Genomic DNA, 25,931 nt, shown 5'->3' on the forward strand with positions numbered 1-25,931 from the left:
TTTCACCTCTCGCTCACCATGTTCGTCAACACCGGCGCCCGCTGCGATTGCATCGGCCCGCGCCCGGTCGGTGATTTGTAACGCGTGGACCCGATCATGAAGAAAACCCTGCTCCTGGCCCTTGGCCTTGCGGCCGCCCTTTCCGGCGGCGCCCTTGCGAACGACCGCTACCGCGAACGCCCGCCCGTCATCGTCAGCCCCGATCTCGCCGCCCCGTGGGTGATGCAGCTCGCCGGCCCGAATGCCCGGCCGGTCGTCTATCCGCGTCAGCCCGCCCAGCCGCGCGTCATCTACCGGCAGCGCGAACAGCGGGCCGTGCAGCGCCGCGGCATCTTCGATCAGGACCGCGCCCAGCCGGTCGCCATGCGGCCCCAGCCGATCCGCAGCCGGATCGAACCGCAATTCCTGCCGCAGACGGTCGCCTACGACACCAGGGAAAAGCCCGGCACGATCGTCATCGATACCAACAACCGCTTCCTTTATCTCGTCACCGGCGACGGCCAGGCCCGCCGCTACGGCGTGGGCGTGGGCAAGCCCGGCTTCGAATGGGCCGGCGAGCATCGCGTCACGCGCAAGGCCGAGTGGCCGAACTGGACGCCGCCGAAGGAGATGATCGCCCGCGAGGCCGCCAAGGGCCATTACCTGCCGGCGCGGATGGACGGCGGGCCGGAAAACCCGCTCGGCGCCCGCGCCATGTATCTCGGCTCGACGCTTTATCGCATCCACGGCACCAACGCCCCGTGGACGATCGGCAGCGCCGTTTCCTCCGGCTGCATCCGCATGCGCAACGAGGACGTCGTCGATCTCTACGAGCGGGTGAACGTCGGCACCAAGGTCATCGTGATGTAGGCTTTCAGGGCCGGCAGGTGAGGCGGCGAAGACACAGTCCCGCCGCCTTTTCGCCATCACATGTTCTTTATTCGCCCGGTCCCGTCTTGCTTTGACGCCCAAGTCGTCTAGCCTCCTGCGATCCTGAGATGGAAGAGGACCGTGGGAATGAGGAGAGGCAGGATATTCGCAGCGGCCATGGGGTTGGCCGGCGCGATCTTTTTCACCGCCGGAAATGCGAATGCGATCGGCCCGGCAGCGCCGCGCGTCGAACGTCCGGCAAGCGCCGTCACCCTTGTGGCGCAGCCGCGGGAAGTGCCGGAGAAATACAAGCGACGGGTGGTGCGCTTCTCGACGATCGAAACGCCCGGCACGATCATCGTCGATACCAACAACAAATATCTCTACTATGTCGAAGGCCCCAACAGGGCGACCCGCTACGGCATCGGCGTCGGCCGCGAAGGCTTCGGCTGGTCCGGCGTGGTGAATGTCGGCCGCAAGCAGGAATGGCCCGAGTGGAGGCCGCCGGCCGAAATGCGCGCCCGCGAGGCCCGCGCAGGCCGCATCCTGCCCGTCGTGCAGGAAGGCGGCATCGACAACCCGCTCGGCGCCCGGGCGCTCTATCTCTACAAGGGCGGCCGAGACACGATCTTCCGCATCCACGGCACCAACCAGCCCTGGACGATCGGCCTCAACATGTCCTCGGGCTGCATCCGCATGATGAACAAGGATGTGGAGCATCTTTATTCCCGCGCCGACATCGGCACCAGGGTCATCGTCATCGGCCCCGGCAACCGCCAGGGGAAGGTGAATTACGAAGATCGCGGCATCGACATTTTCCGCACCATTTTCGGCGGCTGACAACTTGCCGCATCCACCCCGAAAGGGCGGCTTTGCCGCCCTTTTCCATAGGTTCAGCTTTCATTAACCATAACCCGCCTAGCTTCGTGGCCAACTGGTGCAAAAAAAGCACAGACCGCCACCGCTTCCGCAGCTAGAGTGCATCATCAAAAGCCAAATCCTTTCTGCAGGCCGATTCATGCGCAAACTTCTCTCGCTTTCCCTGGTTTCCACGGCTCTGACCGCTGTCGTTGCTTTCGCACCGGCTCACGCTGCCGATCTCGCCCCCGCCGAAGCGCCGTATGTCGCTCCCGTCCAGACAAGCAACGGCGGATGGGAAATCTCCGCCTACGGCGGCTACCAGTTCACGCCGCATTCCAAGGTCGAGGTTTCCGACCAGGCCGACTTCACGGCCGGCTGGGATACCAAGCCCTTCGCGATGCCGCCCTACTGGGGTATTCGCGGCACCTACTGGTTTGACGGCGGCGCGCTGTCCAACTGGGGTGTCTCGCTCGACTATACCCATGCCAAGGTTTATGCCGACGACGAGACCTTCGCGAAGGCCGGCGGCTGGAGCGTCTTCGAATTCACCGACGGCCTCAACCTGCTGACGCTGAACGCGCTCTACAAGTTCCCGATCGAGGGCAGCAAGTGGACGCCCTATGTCGGTGCCGGTGTCGGTATCAACGTGCCGCATGTGGAAGTCACGCGCCCGTCCGGCCGCACCTTCGACTACCAGTTCGGCGGCGCGACGGTTCAGGCCCAGGCCGGCGTCCGTTATCAGTTCACGGACAACTGGTCGGCCTTCGCCGAATACAAGGGCAACTATTCCTGGGTTGACGTGGATATCGACAACGGTGCTTCGCTGAAGACCAATATCCTCACGCACGCGATCAACTTCGGTGTGTCCTACAAATTCTGAGGCTGACAGGTCTCGCATCGAAAAAGCCGGCGGTTTCGCCGGCTTTTTTTGTTCGGATCGTTCACCTGCCCGCCAGTTTCTGCGGTTTCGGGCCGCCATAGGCCCAGTCGAGCAGTTCGACGGTATGCAGGATGGGGATCGCCGTGCCGCTGGCGATCTGGGTGATACAGCCGATATTGCCGGTCGCGATCGCATCCGGCTTGGTCGCCTCGATGTTTCTCACCTTGCGCGCCTTCAGCTGCGCGGAAATCTCCGGCTGCAGGATGTTGTAGGTGCCCGCCGAGCCGCAACAGAGATGCCCTTCCGCCGGATCGCGCACGGTGAAGCCGGCCGCCTTCAGAAGGTTTTTCGGAAGGGCCGTGATTTTCTGGCCATGCTGCATGGAACAGGCCGAGTGATAGGCGACGTTGAGCCGCTTCGGCTCCAGCTTCGGCAGGTCGAGCATCGCGAGATATTCGGTGATGTCCCTGGCGAGCGCCGAAACCCTGGCCGCCTTTTCCGCATAGGCCGGATCGAGGCGCAGCATGTGACCATAGTCCTTGATCGTGGTGCCGCAGCCGGATGCCGTGATGACGATGGCGTCGAGCCCGCCCGTCTCGATCTCGCGGGTCCAGACATCGACATTGCGGCGGGCGAAATCGAGCGCTGCATCCTCCCGCCCCATATGGTGCACCAGAGCACCGCAGCAGCCTTCCCCCTCGGGCACGACCACCTCGACGCCAAGCCGGGCGAGCAGCCGCAGCGTCGCGCCGTTGATACCCGGATCGAGCACGGGCTGCGCGCAGCCGGAAAGGATCGCCACACGGCCGCGCTTCGCAGCCTGCGCCGGATTCGAGCCCGGCCTTGCGGCCTCGGACGCCCTGCCGACGGTCCTCGGCGCAAGATCCAGCATGGCGCCGAGCGGCTTCAGTGCCGGAAAGCGCTTCAGCATCGGCGCGAAAGGCCGACCCAGCTTCGCCAGGACGAGAGCCGCGCGGAAACGGGCCGGATAGGGCAATACGGCGGCCAGCAGGCTGCGAATCAGCCGGTCGATCAACGGACGCCTGTAGGTGTTCTCGATGTGGATGCGGGCATGATCGACCAGATGCATATAGTCGACGCCCGACGGACAGGTCGTGACGCAGGCAAGGCAGGACAGGCAGCGGTCGATATGGGTGACGACCTCCTCGTCGGCGGGACGGCCGTTCTCCAGCATGTCCTTGATGAGGTAGATGCGCCCGCGCGGGCTGTCCAGCTCGTTGCCGAGCGTCACATAGGTGGGACAGGTGGCGGTGCAGAACCCGCAATGCACGCAGCGGCGGAGGATCTTTTCGGATTCGGCCACATGCGGATCGGCAAGCTGGGCGGGCGTGAAGGAGGTTTGCATCAGAGGGTTCCTCCCATCTTGCCCGGGCTGAAAATACCGGCCGGGTCGAGTTTCTGCTTCACGCGCGCGGAAAGCGCGGCGACGGCATCCGGCAAAGGCTCGAAGGCCGGCGTGTGAGCCCGCATCGCATCCGGTGCCCTGAGCAGCGTCGCATGGCCTCCGCCGAGCGCCCGGATATAGCGGCGCAGCAATTCGGCTTCCGGATCAGCATCCATCCGCATCCAGACCAGCCCGCCCTGCCAATCATAGAAGGCATCGATCCCCGCTTCGAGACGCAGCGCGGCGACGAGCTGATGACCGGCGGACGGAGCGACGGAAACGCGCCACAGCGGCTTCTCAGTACCGTCCGCATAGGGATGGACGTCGCGGATTTCACGCCAGAGCCTGCTGCTCTCCTCGATGCCGAGCCTGGAGACGGCGCCGAACGCCTTCATGACCGCGGCAAGCTTTTCCGCCCGCACCGGAACGGAAGCAGCAAGCCCTTCCAGGCGCAGCACGGTCGCCTCCCCTTCCGGCAAGGCCCCGGCGAGGAAACGCCCCCTCACGCTTTCCGGCAGATGCGCGGCACCCGAGACTTCGACCGGCAGCGCCATGGCCGCGGCCATCGCCTTGGCGGCCACCGCGTCGTTGAGACCGGAGATGACGATCGTTTCCACCGCCGGCGGCACGGGCAGGACCCGGAACGTCACTTCGGTCAGGAATCCCAGCGTGCCCTGAGAACCAGCCAGAAGTTTCACCAGATCGAGCCCGGTGACATTTTTCATCACCCGGCCACCGGCACGGATCGCCTGCCCCTGGCCATTGATGAAGCGGATGCCGAGCAGGCTGTCGCGCGCGGCCCCGGCCACGAAGCGGCGGGGACCGGAGACGTTGGCCGCGAACACGCCGCCGATCGTCGGCTCGCCGGATGTCCCCATGATTCCGCGGTGATCCATCGGTTCGAAGACCATCATCTGCCCGTTGGCCGCAAGCGCCGCCTCGATCTCGGCAGCCGGCGTGCCGGCCCTCGCCGTCATCACCATTTCCGCCGGCTCGTAGTCGACGATGCCGGTGAGGCCGCGGGAACTGAGCGCCTCTTCGGTCGAGGCCGGATTGCCGAACCCGCTGCGGGTGTTGCCGCCGTATATCGCCAGTTTCGTGCCCTGGGTGGCGGCATTGCGGATCACGTAGGCCGCGTCCGTCTCGGTATGCGGTGTCAATGTCATGCGGCAGGCCGTCCATCCAGCGGGAAGACTTTCGACGGATTGAGAATCCAGCCTTCATCGAAAGCGGAACGCACCGCCATCTGCTGGTCGAGGTCTGCGTCGGCATATTGGTGCCGCATCAGGTCGCGTTTCTCTATGCCCACGCCGTGCTCGCCGGTCAGACAGCCACCCGCGTCGACGCAGAGCTTGAGGATCTCGTTGCCGGCCTCCTCGGCTCTCGCGGCATCCTCCGGATCGTTGGCATTGAAAAGGATCAGCGGATGCATGTTGCCGTCGCCGGCGTGGAAGACGTTCGCAACCCGCAGGCCGAAGCGTTCCACGATCTCCGCCGTCCTGTTGAGCACGTAGGAGAGCTTGCCGAGCGGCACGGTGCCGTCCATGCAGATATAATCGGCGATGCGCCCGGTGGCGCCGAAAGCGGACTTGCGGCCCTTCCAGATGAGCGCGGCCTCCATCGCCGACTGGCACTCGCGCACCGTCTTCACGCCGTGGCGGCGGGCAATCTCGACGATGTCCGCCAGCATCGCGTCCATCTCCGCTTCGGAGCCTTCGACTTCGACGATCAGAAGCGCATCGACATCGAGTGGATAACCGGCCTGGGCAAAAGCCTCGCAGATCTCGATCGCGGGCTTGTCCATGAATTCGATGGCGACCGGAATGATGCCGGAACCGATAATGTCCGCCACGCAGGCACCTGCCGCTTCGGACGTATCGAAGCCGAACAGCACCGGCCGGGCGCCCTCCGGCTTGGCAAGCAGCCTGACGGTCGCTTCCGTCACGATGCCGAGCTGTCCTTCCGACCCGCAGACGAGGCCAAGCAGGTCATAACCCGCGCTGTCGAGATGCTTGCCGCCGAGCTCGATCACGGTGCCATCCACCAGCACCATCTTGACGCCGAGCAGATTGTTGGTCGTGACGCCGTATTTGAGACAGTGGGCTCCGCCTGAATTCATGCCGATATTGCCGCCGATCGTGCAGGCAAGTTGCGAACTTGGATCGGGCGCATAGAAGAACCCGTCGATGGCGACCGTTTCGGAAATGCTCAGGTTCGTGACGCCGGCCTGAACGATCGCCGTGCGGTTGGCATAATCCACCTCCAGGATGCGGGACATCCTGGAAAGGCCCAGCACGATTGCATCCTCCTGCGGGATGGCGCCGCCGGACAGGGATGTGCCTGCGCCGCGCGGCACGACGGGAACGCCATAGCGGTGGCAGTATTTCATCACGGCCGCAACCTGCGCCGTCGTCTTCGGCAGCACGACGGCGAGCGGAAGGCGGCGATAGGAGATGAAGGCATCCGTCTCGAACGGAACGAGCTCGCGCGGCTCGTGCACGAGACAATCCGCCGGCAGGAGATCGGCGAGATCGCTTATGATCGCGGCGCGGCGCGAAAGCACGGCCTGCCGGGGCGGCAGAAAGCGGATAGCTTCGGACACGGCAACCTCCCTTTATGCTATTCTTTCCTGCATCCTATTCCACGATCAGGCCGTTGCTTCAACTTTCTTTGTGGTATTGTCGCAATCAGGCCAAGCTGTTTCACAAAGCCGCCATAAAATGAACAGGTGTGCAATTTATCAGTTGACCTTAGACAAGGGTGAGCCACAATGGATTTTATCTTGGTGACCCCCCTCCGCGATGATTCTTGTTCAAAACGGTTGTGATCATCTCGTTAAGCTTCGCGCAATCACTATATTAGTAAAATGTGTTTCTATCGGAGGCAGAGCAGAAATTGAGCTTCATGAATCAGGTTACCAGCAATCTTCGGTTGATGTTGCAGCGGCCTCCGCGGCAACAATATGCCGCGCTGTGCTACCGGATGAAAAAGAAGCAGGGCCAGCTTGAGGTTCTCCTCGCCACAAGCCGCGATACCGGCCGCTGGGTGATCCCCAAGGGCTGGCCGATGGCCGACAAGAAGGCCCATCAGGTCGCCGAGCGCGAGGCATTCGAAGAAGTCGGGGTCAAGGGCAAGGTCGAGAAGGAACCCCTTGGTTACTATACCTACCGAAAGACGCTCGACAACGGCCTGAAAATACCGGTGCTGGTGCAGGTGCATGCGCTGGAAGTCGGCGAGTGCCTCAAGAGCTTCCCGGAAAAGGGAACGAGAACCCTTGAATGGGTTTCCTGCGAAGAAGCCGCAAACCGGGTGAACGAACCGGAACTGAAGATTCTTCTTCTGGAGTTTGCCGGAAGAATGCAGCCGCGCATTCCGCCACTGCCCGTACAAGCCGCAAGCTAGGCGGTTCCACAGCCTTCGCAATCTTGCCTTCGCGACCCGTTACCATTAGGCGGTGGGCCACGATTTTCCGCAGGGGCGGTGCCGGTGGCATGCCGGGCTTGCGCCCCTTACTTTTTTCACCAAAGGACGGAGATATGGGCCAAAGAGGGCCGCGCCTGGCGAAGCCGACGCTCGACAAGGATCTGGAGAAGTTCTCGTGGGTGGAGGAGGCCGGGCGCCAGGTCTCCCGCCGGCTTGCCGCGCCGGGAACGGCCCTGCTCTTCATCATCCTCGTCGCGCTCTTCGCCGCGTCCTACGTGACGGGCAAACCCGGCGCCGTGGTCGTCATCGCCGCTTCCGGGCTAGCGGCCTACATGGCGATGAACATCGGCGCCAACGACGTGACGAACAATATCGGCGCGGCCGTCGGGGCGCGCGCCATGACCATGGCCTTCGGCCTCGGGCTCGCGGCGATCTTCGAAGTGGCTGGCGCGGTGATCGCCGGGCGCGGCGTCGCCAATACGATCGCCAACGACATCATGCAGGGGGGCATGATCGCCAGTCCCGACGTGCTGATCTGGGCCATGATGGCGGCGCTGCTCGCCGCTGCTATCCTCATCAACGTGGCGACCTGGCTCGGCGCCCCGATCTCCACCACCCATTCGATCGTCGGCGGGGTCATGGGGGCCGGGATCGCCGCCGCCGGCATTTCCGCCGTCAACTGGGGCACGATCGCCGGCATCACCGCAAGCTGGGTCTTCTCGCCCATCCTCGGCGCGGTCATCGCCGCCGCCGTCCTCTTCCTCGTCAAGGAAACCATCATCTACCGGGAAGACAAGATCGCCGCGGCCAGGACATGGGTGCCGGTGCTGATCGGCGCCATGACCGGCGCCTTCTCGGGCTTTCTCGCGCTGATCGGCCTCGGGCAGCTCGTGAACGTGTCGGTTCCGGTCGCCACGCTGATCACGGTGGTGACCGGCCTCGTCGCCTGGCGGCTTCTCATCCCCGTCATCGCGCGGCAGGCGGAAGGGCTCGAAAACCGGAACCAGTCGCTGCGAAAGCTCTTCCGAATCCCGCTCGTCTTTTCGGCGGCCCTGCTTTCGTTCGCGCATGGCGCCAACGACGTATCGAACGCGATCGGTCCCCTCGCCGCCATCGTCTCGGCCGCACAGCGGGGAATTCCCGCCGGCATCCAGGTGCCGATGTGGGAGCTCATCATCGGCGGTCTCGGCATATCGCTCGGCCTGCTGCTCTACGGCCCGAAACTGGTCAAGCTCGTGGGCGCGGAAATCACCAAGCTCAACCCGATGCGCGCTTATTGCGTGTCGTTCTCGACCGCGCTCACCGTCATCGTCGCGTCCTGGGTCGGCCTGCCGGTATCGTCCACCCATATCGCCGTCGGCGCCGTCTTCGGCGTCGGCTTCTTCCGCGAGTGGTACACCCGGCATTCGCGCCGCCGCTACGAATACCTGCGGGTGCGCGCCGGCAAAGAGATCGACACCGTCGAACCGTTCGAACGCAACGACGACGAACTCAAGCGGCGCTACCTGGTGCGCCGCTCGCACTTCCTCAGCATCATCGCCGCCTGGACGATCACCCTCCCCGCTGCGGCAACGCTTGCGGCGCTGATCGCAACGGCTATGTTCGCGCTGTTCGTCTGAACCAGATCACGGGTTTTCCATGCGCGCCAATTTCCGGATGCAGCGACTGTTCATCGACGTGCCGCTGGCCAGGGGCGCCCGGCACGAAGTCTCCTCCGAGCAGTTCAACTACCTCGCCAATGTGCTCAGGATGGCGGAAGGCGCGGAAGTCCTCGTCTTCAACGGCCGCGACGGCGAATGGAAGGCGAGGCTGACCTTTCTCACCCGCAAGAAGATCGTGCTCGACATGATGGAGGAAACGCGGCCGCAACCGCCCGTTTCCGACCTGCACTATCTCTTCGCGCCGCTGAAGGTCGGCAGGCTCGACTATCTCGTCCAGAAAGCCGTCGAGATGGGCGCAGGCTTTCTGCAGCCGGTCATGACCCAGCATGTCCAGGGCAAGATCACCAGCCTGGACAGGCTGCAGGCCAACGTCATCGAGGCCGCCGAACAGTGCGGCATATTGTCGGTTCCCGAAGTCGCCCCGCCCCGGAAGCTCGGCGACCTGCTGGACCGGTGGCCGCAGGAACGCCGCATCGTCTTCTGCGACGAGGGCGACGAAGGGCAGAATCCCCTGCCGGTCCTTTCCGGCATCCGGGAGACGAAACTGGCGCTGCTGGTCGGGCCGGAAGGCGGTTTTTCGGACGAGGAGCGGGCTGCATTGCGTTCTCTCCCCTTCGTCACCGCGATTCCGCTCGGGCCCCGGATTCTGCGGGCCGATACGGCGGCGGTGGCGGCGCTCGCCGTCATCCAGGCGGCAATCGGCGACTGGCGCTGACACTCCCGCCGCGCGGACGTTGATTTTCTGAAACTATCTTGAAAGAAATTCACTTGCACCGCACATCAATCCGGTCCAAGCAGCCGGACGGCTGTCCAGATCAGGCATTCCGAACAGGGTAATTTTTATGGCGCGCGACACCATCGACCAGACACCGCTTTCCTCGGTGTCCGACCTTTCCTCCTACCTGGAGAAGGGGCCGCGGCCGAGCCAAGCGTTCCGCATCGGCACGGAGCACGAGAAATTCGCCTTTTTCCGGGCAGACCGCAGTCCCGTGCCCTATTTCGGCGATGCCAGCATTTCCGCGCTCCTGAAAGGCATGGAGGAAAAGCTCGGCTGGGAACCGATCATGGACGGCGAGAACATCATCGGGCTCGGCGAGCATTCGGGCATGGGCGCGATCTCCATCGAGCCCGGCGGCCAGTTCGAGCTTTCCGGCGCGCCGCTGGAAACCATCCACGAGACCTGTCGGGAATCGAACCAGCATCTGGCGGTCCTCAGGGAGATCGCCGAGCCGATGGGCATCCGTTTCCTCGGAATGGGCGGAAGCCCGAAATGGTCGTTCGCGGAAACCCCGCGCATGCCGAAATCCCGCTACGACATCATGACGCGCTACATGCCGAAGGTCGGCTCCAAGGGCCTCGACATGATGTACCGCACCTGCACGATCCAGGTTAACCTGGATTTCTCCTCGGAAGAGGACATGGCGGCCAAGATGCGGGTTTCGATGAAACTGCAATCGGTGGCGACGGCGCTGTTCGCCTCGTCGCCCTTCACGGAAGGCAGACCGAACGGGCTGCTCTCCTGGCGCGGCGACATCTGGCGGGACACGGACAACCAGCGCTCCGGCGTGCTGCCCTTCGTCTTCAATCCGGATTTCGGCTTCAAGGACTATGTGGAGTGGGCGCTCGACGTGCCGATGTATTTCGTCGTCCGCGACGGCAAGTACCACGATTGCACCCATGTCACCTTCCGCCAGTTCATGAACGGCGCCCTGAAGGGCGAGATCAAGGACTGGGAGCCCACCATGGGCGACTGGACCAACCACCTTTCCACCCTTTTCCCCGACGTGCGGCTGAAGCGCTTCCTCGAGATGCGGGGCGCGGATGGCGGGCCGTGGCGCCGTATCTGCGCACTGCCTGCCTTCTGGGTCGGCCTGCTTTATGACGACACGGCGCTTGCCGACGCCGAAGCCCTGACGAAGAACTGGACCTTCGAGGACGTCGTCGCCATGCGCGACGCCGTTCCGGCACAGGGCCTGCAGGCCGAAATCAGGGGCCGGCCGGTGCTGGAGGTCGCGCGCGAGGTCGTCGCCATCTCCAGGGCGGGCCTGAAAGCCCGCAACCGGCTGAACGGCGAAGATCAGGACGAAAGCATCTTCCTGCAGCCGCTTGAGGAAGTGCTCGCCAAGAAGACGACCATGGCGGAAGACATGCTGGCGCTTTATCACGGCCGCTGGAACGGCTCCGTCGAGCCGGTCTTCGAGGAATATCAATATTGACCGAGCGCAAATGCGCTCTAAAAACCGGTTTCCGTCCGCAACTTTCCGGATATAGTATCGTTGTACGCGAGCCGGAAAGGATTCTCCATGCTGCCACTGTTCGACATGATGCTCAGGGCTCAGAACGGCGCAGGCATGGATGCGATCGCCAAGCAGTTCAATCTGGCTCAGGAGCAGGCGACCCAGGCCATGGCGGCGCTGATGCCGGCCTTCTCCTCCGGGCTGAAGCGAACCACGGCCAATCCCTACGATCTCACCGCGCTGATGACCAACATGTTCTCCGGCGCCTACGCGAAGTATTTCGAGGACATGACGAAGACCTTCACCCCGCAGGGCGTCGCCGATGGCAATGCGGTGCTGGAGAAGCTGTTCGGCTCGAAGGAGGTTTCGCGCGCCATCGCGCGGCAGGCCGAGCAGCTCACGGGCATCGGCCAGGAGATCTTCAAGCAGATGATGCCGGCCATGGCCGACACGCTGATGGGCGGACTCTTCAAGCAGATGACCGGGCAGATGCCTGCCGCCAGCGAGGCTTTCGCCGCCTCGCCCGTGGGACAGATGACCCAGCAATGGCTGGAAACCATGGGCCTGCAGCCGAAGGCCAAGCCGCAGGCGGCCGTCGATCCGTTCGACAATCCCTTCACGCAGGCGGTGCGTTCCTTCTGGGGCCTGGACAGGCCTGGGCAGCAGCAGCCCCGGAGCGGTAATCCCTTTGCCGACAACCCCTTCGCCAAGGCGTTTCAGGATATGATGGCAGGCACCTTCCAGGCGCCTGCTCCGCCCGCACCGGAAAAGCCCAGAGAAAAGCCGGCGCCGGAGCCCAATCCCTATCGCGACGTCCTGAACAGCATGTTCGACAGCGGGCTGGAAGTGCAGAAAACCTACCAGAAGAACATGGAAGCGATCTTCGCGACGTTGCGCAATGGAGCTGGCGACAGGCCCGGTCCCGCCGAGACCACGCCCGGCAAGTGACGCTTCCCTTCATAGAAGTTGTCTGCCGCCTTCATGCGGCATAAAAAAAGCCCGGCGCGGATCGACCGGCCGGGCAAGCGGCAGGGTTATTGGCTATCACCCTGCGGGGAAAAACGTAAAGGTCAGCGGTTCGCAGGCCTTGCGAAGCGTGTGCGGGACCGCTCCCGGGCAGCACGCGACAGAAGCAGCGACGGATCGTCGAGAACGCCGGAGCGGTCGAGCGCGATCACCACATCATGCCGTGAGAGGCCGATATCGTCGAGCTGGCGATCGTCGAGCTCATGGAGGTAATTGGACGCCAGACGATTGCGAAAGGCACGCCATACGGATTTCGTTCGCAGCATCGCGAAGGCAAGGCGGCCCTCCGTGCCGCGCTGTTCGCGAGCGAGGTCGCGTTCGGTTCCGCAGTCGGTCGTGCTCATCGGCTTATCCTTTCATCAGGCACGAGTTCGGCCGTCCCTGCCGTGGAGGTACGACGGTAGGGCTGCCTCGGGGAAGCGCCCAGGGAGGAGGCGCCGGATCGATCTTGATTTGCAATCCTGTTATTGCGGAAAACCTATTGATCAGTCCAACGAATGTTTCTAATGATTAACATCAAACGCTCTGATGGATGATCCCCATGTCTGCTCCGCTCGATATCGACCAGCTGCATACTTTCATCGCCATCGTGGACGCCGGCAGCTTCACCAAGGCGGCCGACCGGGTGTTCAAGACCCAGTCGGCCGTTTCGATGCAGATGCGCCGGCTCGAGGAGCGCATCGGCAAACAGCTTTTCGCCAAGGACGGCCGCGGCAACAGGCTGACCGCCGAGGGCGAGAAGCTCCTGAACTACGCGCGGCGCATCATCCGGCTGAACAACGAGGCGATCGCCGCCTTCGACGACAACCGGCTGGAGGGCACGATCCGCATCGGCACGCCGGACGACTATGCCGATCGCTACATGCCCGAAATCATCGGCCGTTTCGCCAAGACGCACCCGAATGTCGAGCTCTATATCGTCTGCGAACCCTCGGTCAGCCTTGCCGAGAAGATGGCGCGCGGCGAACTGGACATCGCACTCGTGACGCACAATCCCCGCCAGCGGATTTCGGACGTCGTTCGTACCGAGCCGCTCTGTTGGGTGGGGTCGGCCAACCATCCGCTGAAGGACGACGCGCCGGTGCCGCTCGCGGTCGGGCGCCGCGACTGCATCTGGCGCCAGCTTGCGTGCTCGGCGCTCGATGCCGATGGACGCGAATACCAGATCCTGTTCACGAGCTGGTCCTCCACGGTGGTCGCCGCCGCGGTGCTTGCCGGCATGGCGGTTTCCGTGCTGCCGGAATCGGCCCTGCGGCCGGGCATGAAGGTGCTGACGGCCGCCGACGGCTTTCCGCCGCTGCCGCCGGTGCAGATCGGCCTGATGAAACGACCGGGCCTTTCGCCCTCGCTGATGAACGCCATCACCGACCACATCACCGCCTGTCTCGACAATATCTCGCCGGCCGTCATCCCTGACGATCTCGACGGCGAGGTGAAGCCGTTCCAACGCGTCGCCCGCGCCCGGGCGGGGCAGGCCATGGGATGGTAAGAGGCTCGACAGGTCCATAAGGAAACCGGAGCAGCGATGCTCCGGCTTTTTTCCTCATGACCTAGCCGGTCAATCCACCCACCGGCCCGGGCCGTGACTGTCTGCGCGCCCTCTGCCGGCCATCAGGCCAGGTATTTCTTGAAAAAGGCGACCGTGCGGCTCCAGGCAAGATCGGCGGCCGCCTTGTCATAACGGGCGGCTGACGTGTCGTTGTTGAAGGCGTGGTTGGCGCCTTCATAGACGAAGATCTCGAAGGTCTTGCCGTTCTTTTCCAGCGCCTCGCGGAAAGCCGGAACCCCCGCATTGATCCGCTCGTCGAGCCCGCCGTAATGCAGCATCAACGGAGCCTTGATCGCCGGTACATCTTCGGCTTTCGGCTGCGATCCATAGTAGGCGACGCCGGCATTGAGGTTCGGCGACCTGACGGCGAGATTGTTGACCGCCCCTCCGCCCCAGCAGAAGCCAACCGCACCGACCTTGCCGTTCGCGCCGCCAATGCCGGCGAGATAAGCCCTGCTCGCCTCGCCATTGGCCGCGACATCGCCGGCGCCGAGAGAGGAGAACATCTGGCGAGCCTGATCTTCATCGGCCGGCGTGCCGCCCTGGGGCGACAGGAAATCGACGGCCAGCGCGTTGAACCCTTCAAGCGCCATGCGGCGGGCCACATCCCTGATATGACTGTTCAATCCACGGTTCTCATGGATGACGATCACGCCGCCGAGCGGGACGGACGCATTTTTCGGGCGCACGAGATAGGCCTTCATCGTCACGCCGTTGGCGCCTGCATAGGTGACATCCTCGGCGGTCAGCCGCTCGTCGGCGGCGGCGACGATATCCGCCTTGGCGCCATTGGCCGCAAGCATCGGCGCGATCGCCGCGGCCGCGGCGCCGGAACCTGCAAGCTGGGTCAGCCTTTCCATGAAGCGGCGGCGGTCGAGGGTGAGATGCGTGTATTCATCATAGGCGTTGATCATCGCCTGGGTAATCTTCGGGACTTCCTCGTCCATGGCTTTATCCTCCTTCAAAACCTGATCAGGCGGAGAAGTTTATGCCCGGGACCGTATCACCGCAGATGAACAACTCGGTGATCTCCCCCTGATCGGCCTCACTTACGCGTGAAGACGAGTTGATCGCAAAGCGCTATTCCATCGCCAGCCAGACGGCGAGCCAGACCCACATCGCCATCAGCGCAAGAAAACCGACGATGAAGGCCGGGCGGCGATAGCGCAGACGGTTGCTCGTGAGATGCACATAGGAGTGGACGTAGCGGGACAGAACGAAGATCCAGGAGAGCGCCACGGTGCCGATATTGTCGGCGGTCGATACATAAAGCGCCAGGCAGGCCGCGTAGAACAGAACCGGCAATTCGAACTGGTTCCTGAGATTGTTGTGGACCAGCAGGCTTTCCGGCGGCTCCTGCCGGTTTTCCCGGAAATGGCCGGGCTCGGCGCTGCCTGCCCTCACGGCAGCGGCACGCCTTTTCGACAGCAGCCAATAAAGGAAAAAGACGAGCGCGGCATGCGCGATCATCGGCCAGAGCGTCGCATTGGTGGAAAGCATCGGTTCTCCCCTTCGTCGGGGAGAACCAATAGAGCGCACCCGCCCCATATACAACGGCAGAGGCCAACGAGATGACACCCTTGTGCGGCGCCAGCCGTTCCTGTTTCCACCGGTCCGGGTTACTGCGGCGTCAGGGTCTCGGTTCCGGAGCCATCCTGGCCCGATATGGTCCAGGCGCCTTCCAGGCTACCGTCGTCCTTGACCTCGTAGACGACGAGACCGACGGCCTTGCCCATGACATAGGCGGCGGAGAAGGCATTGTCGTAGAGCATGCAGATGCCGCTGGACGTCGCCTTTTTCGAGTTGCCGGTTTTCCACTCGATCACACATGTGGTTTCGCTGGTCAGCGTGATGGTTGCGGTCCCGCCGTATTTGGAACCATCCAGATTGGTTCCCTCCACGTCATAGGTGCCCGCGTTGACGGTCTGCGCCTGTGCAGGCCAACCCACGGCAGCGCCCAGCAGGGCGAATGCCAGAAACTTTTTCATGATGATCCCCCAGATCCGGCCGGCGAGATTGCCGGCCCGGGGATCATAATCCCGAATCACCGAAGTGGTGAGTGAGCGTGCGACGGCCCGTGCATCCGCCGCAAGCCAGGCGCGATATCCGCCGAAGGACCGGGGCAGGACGGCCATGGCCTCCCGCCCGCCCTTCCTCAGACGCCGGCGCCCGGATAGTTCGGGCTTTCGCGGGTGATCGTCACGTCATGGGCATGGCTTTCACGCAGTCCTGCCCCGGAAATCCGCACGAAGGTTGCGCGCTCCTGGAATTCCCTGATCGTGGCCCCGCCGACATAACCCATGGCCGCCTTCAGGCCGCCGCCGAGCTGATGCAGGACACCGGATACCAGCCCCTTGTACGGAACCTGGCCTTCGATGCCTTCGGGCACGAGTTTCAGGGTATCGCGAACCTCGGCCTGGAAATAACGGTCCGCGGAACCGCGCGCCATGGCGCCAACCGAACCCATGCCACGATAGGATTTGAAGGAGCGGCCCTGATAGAGGTAGACTTCACCCGGGCTTTCGTCGGTGCCGGCGAGCAGCGAGCCGACCATCACGGCGGAAGCGCCGGCGGCGATCGCCTTCGCCAAATCGCCCGAGAACTTGATGCCGCCATCGGCGATGATGGGAATATTGCGGTCACGCGCCGCCTCCACCGCCGACATGATCGCGGCAAGCTGCGGCACGCCGACGCCCGCGACGATGCGGGTCGTGCAGATCGAGCCCGGGCCGATGCCGACCTTCACGGCATCCGCGCCGGCGTCGATCAATGCCCTGGTGCCGTCCGCCGTGGCGACATTGCCCGCCATGATGCGGACCGAGTTGGAGAGCTTCTTGACGCGGGTGACGGCATCGAGCACGCGCTGCGAATGACCGTGGGCCGTATCGACGACGAGAAGATCGACGCCCGCATCGATCAGCCGCTCGGCCCGCTCATAACCGTCGTCGCCGACGCTGATCGCGGCCGCCGCACGAAGGCGGCCCTGTGCGTCCTTCGACGCATTCGGATTGAGCTGCGACTTCTCGATGTCCTTGACGGTGATCAGCCCGACGCAGCGGCCTTCGCCGTCGACGACCAGCAGTTTCTCGATGCGGTGCTTGTGCAGCAGGCGCTTAGCTTCCGTCTGCTCGACGCTTTCCTTGACCGTGATGAGGTTCTCGCGGGTCATCAGCTCGTAGATGCGCTGGCTCGGGTCCGAGGCGAAGCGGACATCGCGATTGGTCAGGATGCCGACCAGCCGGCCCGGCGTGTGGCCGCCGGCACCGCCGTTCTCGACGACCGGGATGCCGGAAATGCCATGCGCCTTCATGAGCGACAGCGCCTCGGCGAGCGTCGCATCCGGGCCGATCGTCACGGGATTGACCACCATGCCGCTCTCGAACTTCTTGACCTGCCGGACTTCCTCGGCCTGCTCGATCGGGGTGAGATTGCGGTGGATGACCCCGATGCCGCCGGCCTGGGCCATGGCGATCGCCAGCCGGCTTTCGGTCACCGTGTCCATGGCCGCCGACAGGATCGGCAGGTTGAGGTCGATATCCTGGGCGATGGTGGTGGAGATGTTCGTCTGCCCCGGCATGACCTCGGAATGGCCGGGCTGCAGCAGCACGTCGTCAAAGGTAAGCGCATCCGCGCCGGTTGCCGTTTCAATGATGCGTGCCATGGCCAATTCCTTCGGTCAGAAAATGCAGACCACGCTCCGGAACGAATCGTCGACCGGCGGTCTCGCAAGAGTTGCTTGGAAGTTGGCGAGGGCTGGTAACACGTTCATGACAGGAAGGGAATAGCAAAAACCCGGCAACCGACATTGCCGGGCTTCCAAAATCGGACCGGATGCAATCAGATGTCGAATTGATAGCTCTTCGGCACGAAACGATAGCCTGTTTCCTGCTTTTCGACGAAGCCTACCGCCGGAAACGGCATATGGTAACCGAGGAAGGCGACCTTGTCCGTCGCCGCCATGTCGAAGACTTTCTTACGCGTCGCCGCTGCCTGGGCCTTGTCCATGTCGAAGCGAACCTCCCAGTCCGGGCGCTGCAGCGAAAGCACATAGTGATTGGCGGTATCGGCGGCAAGCACCAGGCGTCTGCCTTCCGATTCGATATTGAAGATCAGGTGGCCCGGCGTATGCCCCGGCGCCAGCACGGCCGTGATGCCGGAAACGACGTCGCCGCCATCCTTCAGGAAGGTCATCTTCTCCGCATGCGGCTTCACGTTGGCGAGCACGGCCTTGTGGTTGCCTTCGGCGGGCGTGCCTGCACGCGCGGCATCGGTCCAGAAATTGTATTCCGCCTCGCCGGCGACATAACGCGCCTTCGGGAAGGCGGCCTTGCCGTCCTCCATGATGCCGCCGATATGGTCGCCGTGCATGTGAGTGATGACGATGGTCGAGATGTCCTCCGGCATGTAGCCGGCCGCTGCGAGCCCTTCGACCAGCCGGCCGCCGCCCTGGACGCGGGCCGCCTGGCCAAGACCGGTATCGAAGAGGATGACCTCGCTGCCGGTGTCGATCAGCGTCGGAGAGAAACTGTTCACGAACTGGTCCGGCCGCAGGAAATTCTCCGCCAGCAGCGCGTCGACGGTTTCCTGCGGCTGGTTGGTGCCGAAAGTTTCACCCGGCTTGCCGGAAGGACGGGCGCCGTCCTTGATCACCAGAGCCTGAAAGCCGCCGACCTTGAACTTGTGGATATCCGGCGGGCTGACGCGATCGATCCCCAGCGGCTTGCTCTCCTGTGCGAAAGCCCGGCCGCCGATGATCGCGGGGGATGCGATGAAACCAAGGCTGGCCGTGCCCAGAAGCGCACGCCTGCCAATTCCCAAAGACGTCATGATCGAACTCCCTCTTGTCGCATTGCGAGACCCACGGCTGAGTCTGCTGCCGCAGCGAACATAGCCAATGGCCGCGACAGGAAAATCCGGTCTCACGCAGACGTGACCCAAAACGGCGAAAGGTGAGATTCCGCAATTGGCAGACGGGATTAACAGGTTTACAGGGAAGGCCGTTGCGCTGACCGCAGGCCCTTCCTCATGAACCGCATTGTCCCGCTCATTCTTGCCGTTGCCCTCTTCATGGAGCAGATGGACTCGACCGTCATCTCGACGGCGCTTCCGGCAATCGCCGCCGACCTGAATGTCGGCCCCATCACGCTCAAGCTGGCGCTCACCTCCTACATGGTGGCGCTCGCGATGTTCATTCCGGTCAGCGGCTGGATGGCGGACCGCTTCGGCGCAAAGAAGATCTTCCGGCTTGCGATCCTGGTCTTCGTCATCGGCTCGATCTGCTGCGCCTTTTCGTCAAGCCTGTTCCAGTTCGTCCTGTCACGCTTCCTGCAGGGCATGGGCGGCGCCATGATGACGCCGGTCGGCCGCCTCGTGCTTCTGCGCACGACCAAGCGCAGCGAACTCGTCTCGGCCATGGCGCTGCTCACCATTCCGGCGCTGATCGGGCCGCTGACCGGCCCGCCGATCGGCGGCTTCATCACCACCTATTTCACCTGGCACTGGATTTTTCTCATCAATGTGCCGGTGGGCATTCTCGGCATCTACCTTTCCACCATCTTCCTGCCGGAGGTGGAAGCGACCAACCCGCCCTCGATCGACTGGCGGGGTTTCCTCCTCACCTCCATCGCGGCCGCGGGCACGGTCTTCGGACTTTCGGTCATCAGCCTTCCGGCCCTGCCTCCAGCCGTCGGCATCACCGCCACGGCGATGGGGCTTGCCGCCGGCGTCGCCTATTTCGCCCATGCCCGCAACCATCCCTCGCCGATCCTCAACCTGCGGCTTTTCCAGAACGAGGCCTTCCGCGCGGCCAGCACCGGCGGCACGCTGTTCCGCATCTCGACAGGCGCCATTCCGTTCCTGATGCCGCTGATGCTGCAGCTCGGCTTCGGCCTCAACCCCTTTCAATCCGGCCTCATCACCTTTGCCGGCGCGCTGGGGGCTCTGACGGTGAAATTCGTCGCCCGCCGCGTATTCGCGCTCACGGGCTTCAAGGTGACGCTGATCACCTCGGGCATCCTGGGCGCGGCAACGACGGCGGCGAACGGCTTCTTCACGCCGGAGACATCACGTGCCCTCATCATCGCCTTCCTCCTGATGTCCGGGTTCTGCCGCTCCTTCTTCTTCACGGGCTCGAATGCGCTCAGCTATTCCGAGATCAGCGACGAACAGGCGAGCCAGGCGACATCCATAGCCTCCGTGCTGCAGCAGATCAGCCTCGCCCTCGGCGTCGCGTTCGCGGCCTTCATCCTGGAAGCGTCGGCGGCCGTTTCCGGCACGCATCTCCAGCTTGCCGATTTCCACCTGGCCTTCTTCCTGGTCGCGGCCCTGTCGCTCCTGTCGATCCTGCCCCTGCTGAGGCTCGATCCGATGACCGGCGCCGCGGTCTCGGGTCACCGGGCAGGCAAGATGCAGCCGGAAGCCGGCGAATAGGTCAGGCTTCCGCGCCAGCCTCTTCGCCGGAGGGCGCCTCCCCGGCCTTGCGGCCCTTGAAATGCTTGGCGAGCAGGAACATTTCCACCGACTCAGAGCGCGAAGAGGCCGGCTTCACATGGATGACCTGCCTGAAGTTCTGCTTCAGCATGTTGAGCAGATCGCGCTCGGTGCCTCCCTGGAAGGTCTTCGCCAGGAAATGCCCTCCCTCGCCCAGCACCTCCACGGCAAAATGCGCCGCCACTTCGCAAAGATGCATGGTGCGCAGGTGGTCGGTCTTCTGGTGGCCGGTCGTGGGAGCCGCCATGTCGGAGATGACGAGGTTCGGCGTGCCGCCGATCGCCTCCATCAGCAGGCGGGGCGCGTCGGGATCGAGGAAGTCGAGCTGCAGGATCTTCACGCCCGGCAGAGGCGCCATTTCCAGGAAGTCGATCGCCGCGACGCGGATATCCTCATCCGTCGAATTGGTGACCTTGGCGGCGATCTGCGACCAGCTTCCCGGCGCCGCCCCCAGATCGATGATACGGCGTGCGCCCTTCAGGATGTTGTGCTTCTCGTCGATCTCCAGCAGCTTGAAGGCCGCGCGGGCGCGATATCCTTCGAGCTTCGCCCGCTGCACGTAGGGATCGTTGATATGACGCTCGAGCCAGCGGCGCGACGAAGCCTTGAGCTTGCCTTTCTTGACCTTCTGGCCGAGCTTGCGGCCGGTGCGATTGCCGCTCCCGGGGGATTTGGCCGGTGGTTTCGTCATCGCCTCGCTCCCGCTTCGTCATGCCCGCCCGTGCCCGGCCGCCGCTGCCGCACGCGGCGCCAGACGCCGTCGTCGGCCATCATGTCGGTCAGCAGCCCTTCGCGCAGGCCGCGATCCGCCACCCGCATGCGCGGGCTTGGCCAGCGACGGCGGATCGCCTCCAGAATGGCGCAGCCGGCCAGCACGAGGTCGGCCCGGTCGGGGCCGATGCACGGGTTGGCGGCGCGGCCGGCGAAATCCCAGGAAAGCAGCTTCGCCTGCATGGCGCTCACTTCCGCATCCGTCAGCCACAGCCCATCCACCTTGCGGCGGTCGTAGCGCGGCAGGTCGAGATGCACGCCGGCCAGCGTCGTGACGGTGCCCGAGGTGCCGATCAGGTGGAAATCCTCGGCGCCGGGACGGCGGAGGGGGCCGAGCGGCGGGCAATCGAAATTCGCGAGCATGCCCTCGACCTCCGCCACCATGCCTGCAAAAACCTCGGGCGTCACGTCGCGGCCGCCATGGCGTTCCGACAGCGTGACGACACCGACCGGAAGCGAGGTCCAGTGGGTGATATGGTTGGCGAGCCGGCTGGAGCGGCTGTCGCCAATGCGGATGACGGCGATTTCCGACGAGCCGCCGCCGATGTCGAAAAGCACGACGGAGCGCGCCTCGCGGCCGACCAGCGACGAGCAGCCCGATACCGCCAGCCGGGCCTCTGTCTCGCGGTCGATGATCTCCAGTTTCAATCCGGTTTCAGCGGTGACACGATCGAGAAACTCCTCGCCGTTCTCGGCGGCGCGGCAGGCCTCGGTGGCGATCAGGCGCATGCGGCGTATCGGCCGGTTGGAGAGCTTGGCGGCGCAGATGCGCAACGCATCGACCGCACGGTCCATGGCGTCCGGCGACAGGCTGCGGCTCATGCCCAGCCCCTCGCCCAGGCGAACGATGCGCGAAAAGGCGTCGACGACCCGGAACTGGCCCGGCCGGGTCGGCTGGGCGATCAGCAGGCGGCAATTGTTGGTGCCGAGATCGAGCGCGGCATAGAGGTCATTGACGTAGGCGTGCTTCTCCGCCCGCGTATCGGATGCCGAAGCCTCGCCACCGGACCTGTTTCGGGCGTCGCCGGCCGATGCCGATGCGGCGGCGGGGGCCACGGGAGCCTTCGCGACGTTCGGCGGCGTCTTGGCGGGTGCCAGGGGCCGGCCCTGCAGGCCACGGCCGCCCCTGTTCTTCTTGCGACGGTTGCGGGATTTGCCGGCAGACGGCGGCGATTCGCCATTCGGACGAGCCTGAGCCCTGTTGCCCGCGCCTGCCGCGGCATCCACGGCGGGAGCGGGCGGGGAATTGCCTGCGGACCTCGCACGACGACGCTTGCGCTTGCGCGCCGGCTGGCCTGTTTCCTGGGTTTGGGAGCGTCCGGCAGGGACGGCCGAAGCGGCCTGTCCCGAATGAATAACAGGCGCCGCGTCACGACGCTTGCCGCTCCGCTTCGCCTTCCTGCGCCGGGAGGATCGCTCCTCTCCGCGCGCTGCCGCCGACGCCCCGCCTTCAGGCGGCTTTGCGCCGCTATCGGGGTCCATCACTTCTCTGTCCATCTCGCCGCGCAAAGCCCTGAAGGCATGCCGCTGGCGTCTGATTGTTTCGTTGGCGGCAGGATAACAGGCGGGGGCGCTTTCGCCAACGGCTTTTTGCCTGCCGCTTCATGGCCTTCCATCCGCCCTTTGCGGCATCTCCGCAAGCAGGAAGGAGAAAGCCTGTCTGCATGCTCAATTTTTTCGGAATGGGTATTTGCAATCCGCCCGCTTTTGTTTATAAGCGCCGCACACCAGCCGAGCCACCCGCTTCGGCCGTGCGTGCTGGGGAATAGTTCAACGGTAGAACGACGGACTCTGACTCCGTTAATCTTGGTTCGAATCCAGGTTCCCCAGCCAATTGCCTTGTTATAATTCAACAACTTAGCCTCATGTCGCCAGTGCTGGGAATACCCCCACGCTGCACCCCCACAAGGGCGCTTTCGGCGATGTCAGACTTCCTCCGGCGCGAAGCCGATTCCTTCTTCTTCCGGCGGCGCGTGCCCGCTCCTCTTCAAGCTCGCCTTGGCCAGACCGAGATATACCGGTCCTTAAAGACCTCCGTGCGACGAACAGCCAGAGCGCGAGCAGCGCTCCTTTTCGTAGGCACAGAAAGGCTGTTCCGGATGCTGGAAGAAGAGGACGATGAATTTCCATTGACGGACGACGACATCCGGGTGGCCGTACGCAGGTGGCTCGACACGAGCGCCTGGAAGCAGCGCCTCAAGATCGTGGATGAGATGTCGCCGGGCGGGCTTAGGGGGAACACTAGGGATAGTCCTATGACGAAGCATCCGATCGAAGTCATCACATCTGTGGAGCGCCGCCGTCGTTGGTCTCGCGAAGAGAAAGAGGGGCTTGTCGCTGCCTGCCTTGAGCCTGATGCGGTGATCTCCGAGATTGCCCGCGCAGCTGGTATCCATGTCAGCCAGTTGTTCCGTTGGAGCAAGGAGCTGTGCCGGATCGAGGAGCCAAGGTCTGACACAGCGACTTTGGTGCCGGTGATTGTATCCGAGACCGCTCCGGCAGCTTCGCCCGTTGAACGGGGGCCGTTGGCGACATCCCTTCCTCGTCGGAAGCGTAGCGATGTAACGATCGAACTTGGACGGGGCCGTCGTGTCCGCGTGGATAGCGACATCGATACCGATGCGCTCGGCCGCATCCTCGACTGCGTATTGGGTCTGCGATGATCCCGGTTCCTGTTGGCGTGAAGGTTTGGTTGGCAACGGGCCATACCGACATGCGAAAGGGCTTCCCCGGTTTGTCGTTGATGGTGCAGGAGGCGCTGAAGCGCGACCCGATGTGCGGGCACCTGTTCGTATTCCGCGGCCGAGGCGGTGGCCTGATCAAGGTGATCTGGCATGACGGCCAGGGAGCTTGCCTGTTCACGAAGAAGCTGGAGCGTGGACGCTTCATCTGGCCATCAGCGGCCGATGGCACAGTGGTGATCACGCCTGCGCAGCTCGGCTATCTTTTGGAGGGTATCGACTGGCGGATGCCGCAAAAGACTTGGCGGCCGACGTCGGCCGGATGAGCAAAAACACTGGAATGACCGGATCGAATGTGATTCCATCCTGTCATGAGCAATGCGACCGAAGAGCTTCCGGACGACCTTGCCAGCGCACTCGCACTGCTGGCCCAGGAACGCGCTCGACGTGTTGCCGCCGAAGCGGAAGCAGCGACCGCCAAGGCAGAAGCCGCCAGCGCAAGGGCACTCGTATCGCATTCCGAGGCGCTGGTCGCGCGGTTGAAGCTGGAGATCGACAAGGTTCGTCGTGAACTCTACGGCAGCCGGTCCGAGCGTAAGGCTCGGCTCCTGGAACAGATGGAACTGCAACTTGAGGAACTCGAGGCAGACGCCGGTGAAGATGAACTGGCCGAGGAGACCGCAGCCAAGGCCTCAGCCGTCAAAGCCTTCGAGCGCAAGCGTCCGTCACGCAAACCCTTCCCAGAACACCTGCCGCGCGAGCGCGTCGTCATCGCTGCTCCCGCGAATTGCGCCTGCTGCGGATCGACCAAACTGTCGAAGCTTGGCGAGGATATCACCGAGACCCTGGAGGTCGTCCCGCGACAATGGAAGGTCATCCAGACGGTGCGGGAGAAGTTTACCTGCCGCGACTGTGAGAAGATCACGCAGCCGCCGGCACCATTCCACGTAACGCCCCGCGGTTTTGCAGGACCGAACCTGCTGGCGATGATCCTGTTCGAGAAGTTCGCCCAGCACCAGCCGCTCAACCGCCAGAGCGAACGTTATGCCCGTGAAGGCGTCGACCTCAGTCAGCTTATCGACGCTGGCCGGTCAGGTTGGAGCATGTGCCGCGGCGTTGAAGCCCATTCACTCCCTGATCGAGGCGCATGTCCTTGCTGCCGAACGTCTGCACGGCGACGACACAACCGTGCCGATCCTGGCCAAGGGAAAGACCGATACGGGTCGCATCTGGACTTATGTCCGGGATTATGTAGATCTCTACATAACCGGGATGACCGAACCTTCGGGGGTAGCGGCCCACCGATGGTAGCCTATCGCTTCGAGGACAGTCGAGCGACCGAGTGCGTCGCACGGCACTTGAGCGGCTATCGTGGCATTCTGCAAGTCGACGGATATGGTGCTTACAGCAAACTCGTCCGCAAAGACGGGGGCAACGACGGTGTCGTTTTGGCTGGCTGCTGGTTCCATAGCCGCCGGAAGTTCTACGAGTTGCATGCCGCAAACAGCTCGAAGGTCGCTACAGACACTGTCGAGCGGATGGCAAAGCTGTGGGAGATCGAGGAGCGTGTGCGCGGTCAAAGCCCTGAAACTCGTGTCGCTGCACGTCAAGAGACCTCCGCAGCGATCGTCCGTGACCTCTTCACTCTCTGGCAAGCGACCCTCCTGCGGGTCTCCGGAAAGTCGAAACTTGCGGAGGCGCTTCGATATGCCATCTCGCGTCGCGACATCTTCGAGCGTTTCCTGACCGACGGTCGGATCGAGCTCGACTCCAACATCGTTGAACGAGCGATCAGACCCCAAGCAATTACGAGAAAAAATAGCCTATTCGCCGGAAGCGACGGCGGCGGCAAGACCTGGGCCACCATCGCGACGCTGCTTCAAACGGCTAAAATGAACAACGTCGATCCGCAAGCGTGGCTTACCCAGACGCTTGAGCGCCTTGCGAAGGCATGGCCAAGCACCGAAATCGACGTAACCGCCCGATTGTGGCCGCCTGTCGGAGATCGGCATGCTTGTTTATGACCCGTCTATAACGACGTCGTTAGCGACGTGTTTTAGGCGAGGCCTGCGATGCGCGTGGAAATCCTCGGCGATGAA

23 protein-coding genes, 1 tRNA gene and 2 pseudogenes are annotated in these 25,931 nt (G+C 63.7%); 15 read left to right on the plus strand and 11 right to left on the minus strand.

The window, feature by feature from the left end; genetic code table 11:
• The first annotated feature begins 93 nt into the window (after positions 1-93).
• The 3 genes from ACFFP0_RS16530 (at position 94) to ACFFP0_RS16540 (ending at position 2,590) form a co-directional block, all read left to right on the plus strand.
• The gene (locus tag ACFFP0_RS16530) at positions 94-849 is read left to right on the plus strand and encodes a L,D-transpeptidase (protein WP_377262939.1); all 756 of its coding nucleotides are present in this window, start codon (positions 94-96) and stop codon (positions 847-849) included.
• Between the two features lie 147 nt (positions 850-996).
• A complete protein-coding gene (locus ACFFP0_RS16535) occupies positions 997-1,689 on the plus strand; it encodes a L,D-transpeptidase (RefSeq protein WP_377262942.1) in 693 nt (230 codons plus the stop codon).
• A 178-nt stretch (positions 1,690-1,867) separates the two neighbouring features.
• Positions 1,868-2,590, plus strand: coding sequence for an outer membrane protein (locus ACFFP0_RS16540; RefSeq protein WP_377262848.1), 723 nt, complete (start codon positions 1,868-1,870; stop codon positions 2,588-2,590).
• Between the two features lie 61 nt (positions 2,591-2,651).
• Here ACFFP0_RS16540 and glcF read toward each other — a convergent pair whose 3' ends face one another.
• The 3 genes from glcF to ACFFP0_RS16555 are packed head-to-tail and all read right to left on the minus strand — an operon-like array spanning position 2,652 to position 6,597.
• Entirely contained in the window at positions 2,652-3,956 is a 1,305-nt protein-coding gene (gene glcF / locus ACFFP0_RS16545; RefSeq protein WP_377262851.1) for a glycolate oxidase subunit GlcF, read from the minus strand.
• On the minus strand, positions 3,956-5,161 hold the full coding sequence (gene glcE, locus ACFFP0_RS16550; RefSeq protein WP_377262854.1) for a glycolate oxidase subunit GlcE: 1,206 nt from the start codon (positions 5,159-5,161) through the stop codon (positions 3,956-3,958). The genes glcF and glcE overlap by 1 nt, the downstream gene beginning before the upstream one ends.
• On the minus strand, positions 5,158-6,597 hold the full coding sequence (locus ACFFP0_RS16555; protein WP_377262857.1) for an FAD-linked oxidase C-terminal domain-containing protein: 1,440 nt from the start codon (positions 6,595-6,597) through the stop codon (positions 5,158-5,160). The genes glcE and ACFFP0_RS16555 overlap by 4 nt, the downstream gene beginning before the upstream one ends.
• Positions 6,598-6,890: 293 nt before the next feature.
• On the opposite strand from ACFFP0_RS16555, the gene ACFFP0_RS16560 reads away from it, so the two are divergent.
• The 5 genes from ACFFP0_RS16560 to ACFFP0_RS16580 all read left to right on the plus strand — a co-directional run bounded on the left by ACFFP0_RS16560 (position 6,891) and on the right by ACFFP0_RS16580 (position 12,264).
• Positions 6,891-7,397 (plus strand): NUDIX hydrolase, encoded by a 507-nt coding sequence (locus ACFFP0_RS16560; RefSeq protein ID WP_377262860.1) that lies wholly within the window; start codon positions 6,891-6,893, stop codon positions 7,395-7,397.
• Between the two features lie 134 nt (positions 7,398-7,531).
• Positions 7,532-9,037, plus strand: coding sequence for an inorganic phosphate transporter (locus tag ACFFP0_RS16565; RefSeq protein ID WP_377262863.1), 1,506 nt, complete (start codon positions 7,532-7,534; stop codon positions 9,035-9,037).
• Positions 9,038-9,056: 19 nt separating this feature from the next.
• Entirely contained in the window at positions 9,057-9,794 is a 738-nt protein-coding gene (locus tag ACFFP0_RS16570) for a 16S rRNA (uracil(1498)-N(3))-methyltransferase (RefSeq protein WP_377262866.1), read from the plus strand.
• Between the two features lie 127 nt (positions 9,795-9,921).
• Complete coding sequence (locus ACFFP0_RS16575; RefSeq protein WP_377262869.1) at positions 9,922-11,295, plus strand: glutamate--cysteine ligase; 1,374 nt, start codon at positions 9,922-9,924, stop codon at positions 11,293-11,295.
• Between the two features lie 87 nt (positions 11,296-11,382).
• The gene (locus ACFFP0_RS16580; RefSeq protein WP_377262872.1) at positions 11,383-12,264 is read left to right on the plus strand and encodes a DUF937 domain-containing protein; all 882 of its coding nucleotides are present in this window, start codon (positions 11,383-11,385) and stop codon (positions 12,262-12,264) included.
• Positions 12,265-12,386: 122 nt separating this feature from the next.
• On the opposite strand, the gene ACFFP0_RS16585 is transcribed toward ACFFP0_RS16580, so the two are convergent.
• Positions 12,387-12,686: a YjiS-like domain-containing protein gene (locus tag ACFFP0_RS16585; RefSeq protein ID WP_377262875.1), complete on the minus strand. Its 300-nt coding sequence runs from the start codon at positions 12,684-12,686 to the stop codon at positions 12,387-12,389.
• 197 nt (positions 12,687-12,883) lie between these two features.
• Between ACFFP0_RS16585 and ACFFP0_RS16590 the strand changes: the two genes are divergently transcribed.
• On the plus strand, positions 12,884-13,831 hold the full coding sequence (locus ACFFP0_RS16590) for a LysR substrate-binding domain-containing protein (protein WP_377262878.1): 948 nt from the start codon (positions 12,884-12,886) through the stop codon (positions 13,829-13,831).
• A 122-nt stretch (positions 13,832-13,953) separates the two neighbouring features.
• Here the strand turns inward: ACFFP0_RS16590 and ACFFP0_RS16595 are convergent, their stop codons facing one another.
• The 5 genes from ACFFP0_RS16595 to ACFFP0_RS16615 all read right to left on the minus strand — a co-directional run bounded on the left by ACFFP0_RS16595 (position 13,954) and on the right by ACFFP0_RS16615 (position 18,718).
• Positions 13,954-14,838 (minus strand): dienelactone hydrolase family protein, encoded by an 885-nt coding sequence (locus ACFFP0_RS16595; protein ID WP_377262881.1) that lies wholly within the window; start codon positions 14,836-14,838, stop codon positions 13,954-13,956.
• A gap of 133 nt (positions 14,839-14,971) precedes the next feature.
• The gene (locus ACFFP0_RS16600; RefSeq protein ID WP_377262884.1) at positions 14,972-15,391 is read right to left on the minus strand and encodes an MAPEG family protein; all 420 of its coding nucleotides are present in this window, start codon (positions 15,389-15,391) and stop codon (positions 14,972-14,974) included.
• 119 nt (positions 15,392-15,510) lie between these two features.
• Complete coding sequence (locus ACFFP0_RS16605; protein ID WP_377262887.1) at positions 15,511-16,026, minus strand: hypothetical protein; 516 nt, start codon at positions 16,024-16,026, stop codon at positions 15,511-15,513.
• A gap of 20 nt (positions 16,027-16,046) precedes the next feature.
• On the minus strand, positions 16,047-17,552 hold the full coding sequence (gene guaB / locus ACFFP0_RS16610; RefSeq protein ID WP_377262890.1) for an IMP dehydrogenase: 1,506 nt from the start codon (positions 17,550-17,552) through the stop codon (positions 16,047-16,049).
• Between the two features lie 176 nt (positions 17,553-17,728).
• Positions 17,729-18,718 carry an MBL fold metallo-hydrolase gene (locus tag ACFFP0_RS16615; protein WP_377262893.1) on the minus strand — a complete coding sequence of 330 codons (990 nt, stop codon included), beginning with the start codon at positions 18,716-18,718 and terminating at the stop codon, positions 17,729-17,731.
• Positions 18,719-18,916: 198 nt separating this feature from the next.
• Here ACFFP0_RS16615 and ACFFP0_RS16620 point away from each other — a divergent pair, with 198 nt between their 5' ends.
• Entirely contained in the window at positions 18,917-20,320 is a 1,404-nt protein-coding gene (locus tag ACFFP0_RS16620; protein ID WP_377262896.1) for an MFS transporter, read from the plus strand.
• Position 20,321: 1 nt separating this feature from the next.
• Here ACFFP0_RS16620 and ACFFP0_RS16625 read toward each other — a convergent pair whose 3' ends face one another.
• Both ACFFP0_RS16625 and ACFFP0_RS16630 read right to left on the minus strand, forming a co-directional pair.
• A complete protein-coding gene (locus ACFFP0_RS16625; protein WP_377262899.1) occupies positions 20,322-21,071 on the minus strand; it encodes an RlmE family RNA methyltransferase in 750 nt (249 codons plus the stop codon).
• Positions 21,068-22,636 carry a Ppx/GppA phosphatase family protein gene (locus tag ACFFP0_RS16630; RefSeq protein WP_377262902.1) on the minus strand — a complete coding sequence of 523 codons (1,569 nt, stop codon included), beginning with the start codon at positions 22,634-22,636 and terminating at the stop codon, positions 21,068-21,070. The genes ACFFP0_RS16625 and ACFFP0_RS16630 overlap by 4 nt, the downstream gene beginning before the upstream one ends.
• Positions 22,637-22,910: 274 nt before the next feature.
• Between ACFFP0_RS16630 and ACFFP0_RS16635 the strand changes: the two genes are divergently transcribed.
• The 5 genes and pseudogenes from ACFFP0_RS16635 (at position 22,911) to tnpC (ending at position 25,856) form a co-directional block, all read left to right on the plus strand.
• Positions 22,911-22,984, plus strand: a tRNA-Gln gene (locus tag ACFFP0_RS16635).
• Positions 22,985-23,073: 89 nt separating this feature from the next.
• A pseudogene (locus ACFFP0_RS16640) lies at positions 23,074-23,247 on the plus strand (DUF6538 domain-containing protein); the annotation flags it as partial.
• Positions 23,248-23,250: 3 nt separating this feature from the next.
• Entirely contained in the window at positions 23,251-23,814 is a 564-nt protein-coding gene (tnpA, locus tag ACFFP0_RS16645; RefSeq protein WP_377262945.1) for an IS66-like element accessory protein TnpA, read from the plus strand.
• Between the two features lie 29 nt (positions 23,815-23,843).
• Positions 23,844-24,158, plus strand: a complete 315-nt coding sequence (gene tnpB / locus ACFFP0_RS16650) for an IS66 family insertion sequence element accessory protein TnpB (protein WP_425351277.1) — start codon at positions 23,844-23,846, stop codon at positions 24,156-24,158.
• Between the two features lie 45 nt (positions 24,159-24,203).
• Positions 24,204-25,856 (plus strand): annotated as a pseudogene (gene tnpC / locus ACFFP0_RS16655) (IS66 family transposase).
• Positions 25,857-25,931 lie beyond the last annotated feature (75 nt).

This window comes from Neorhizobium puerariae, assembly GCF_042429745.1.
Classification (GTDB): Bacteria; Pseudomonadota; Alphaproteobacteria; order Rhizobiales; family Rhizobiaceae; genus Neorhizobium; species Neorhizobium puerariae.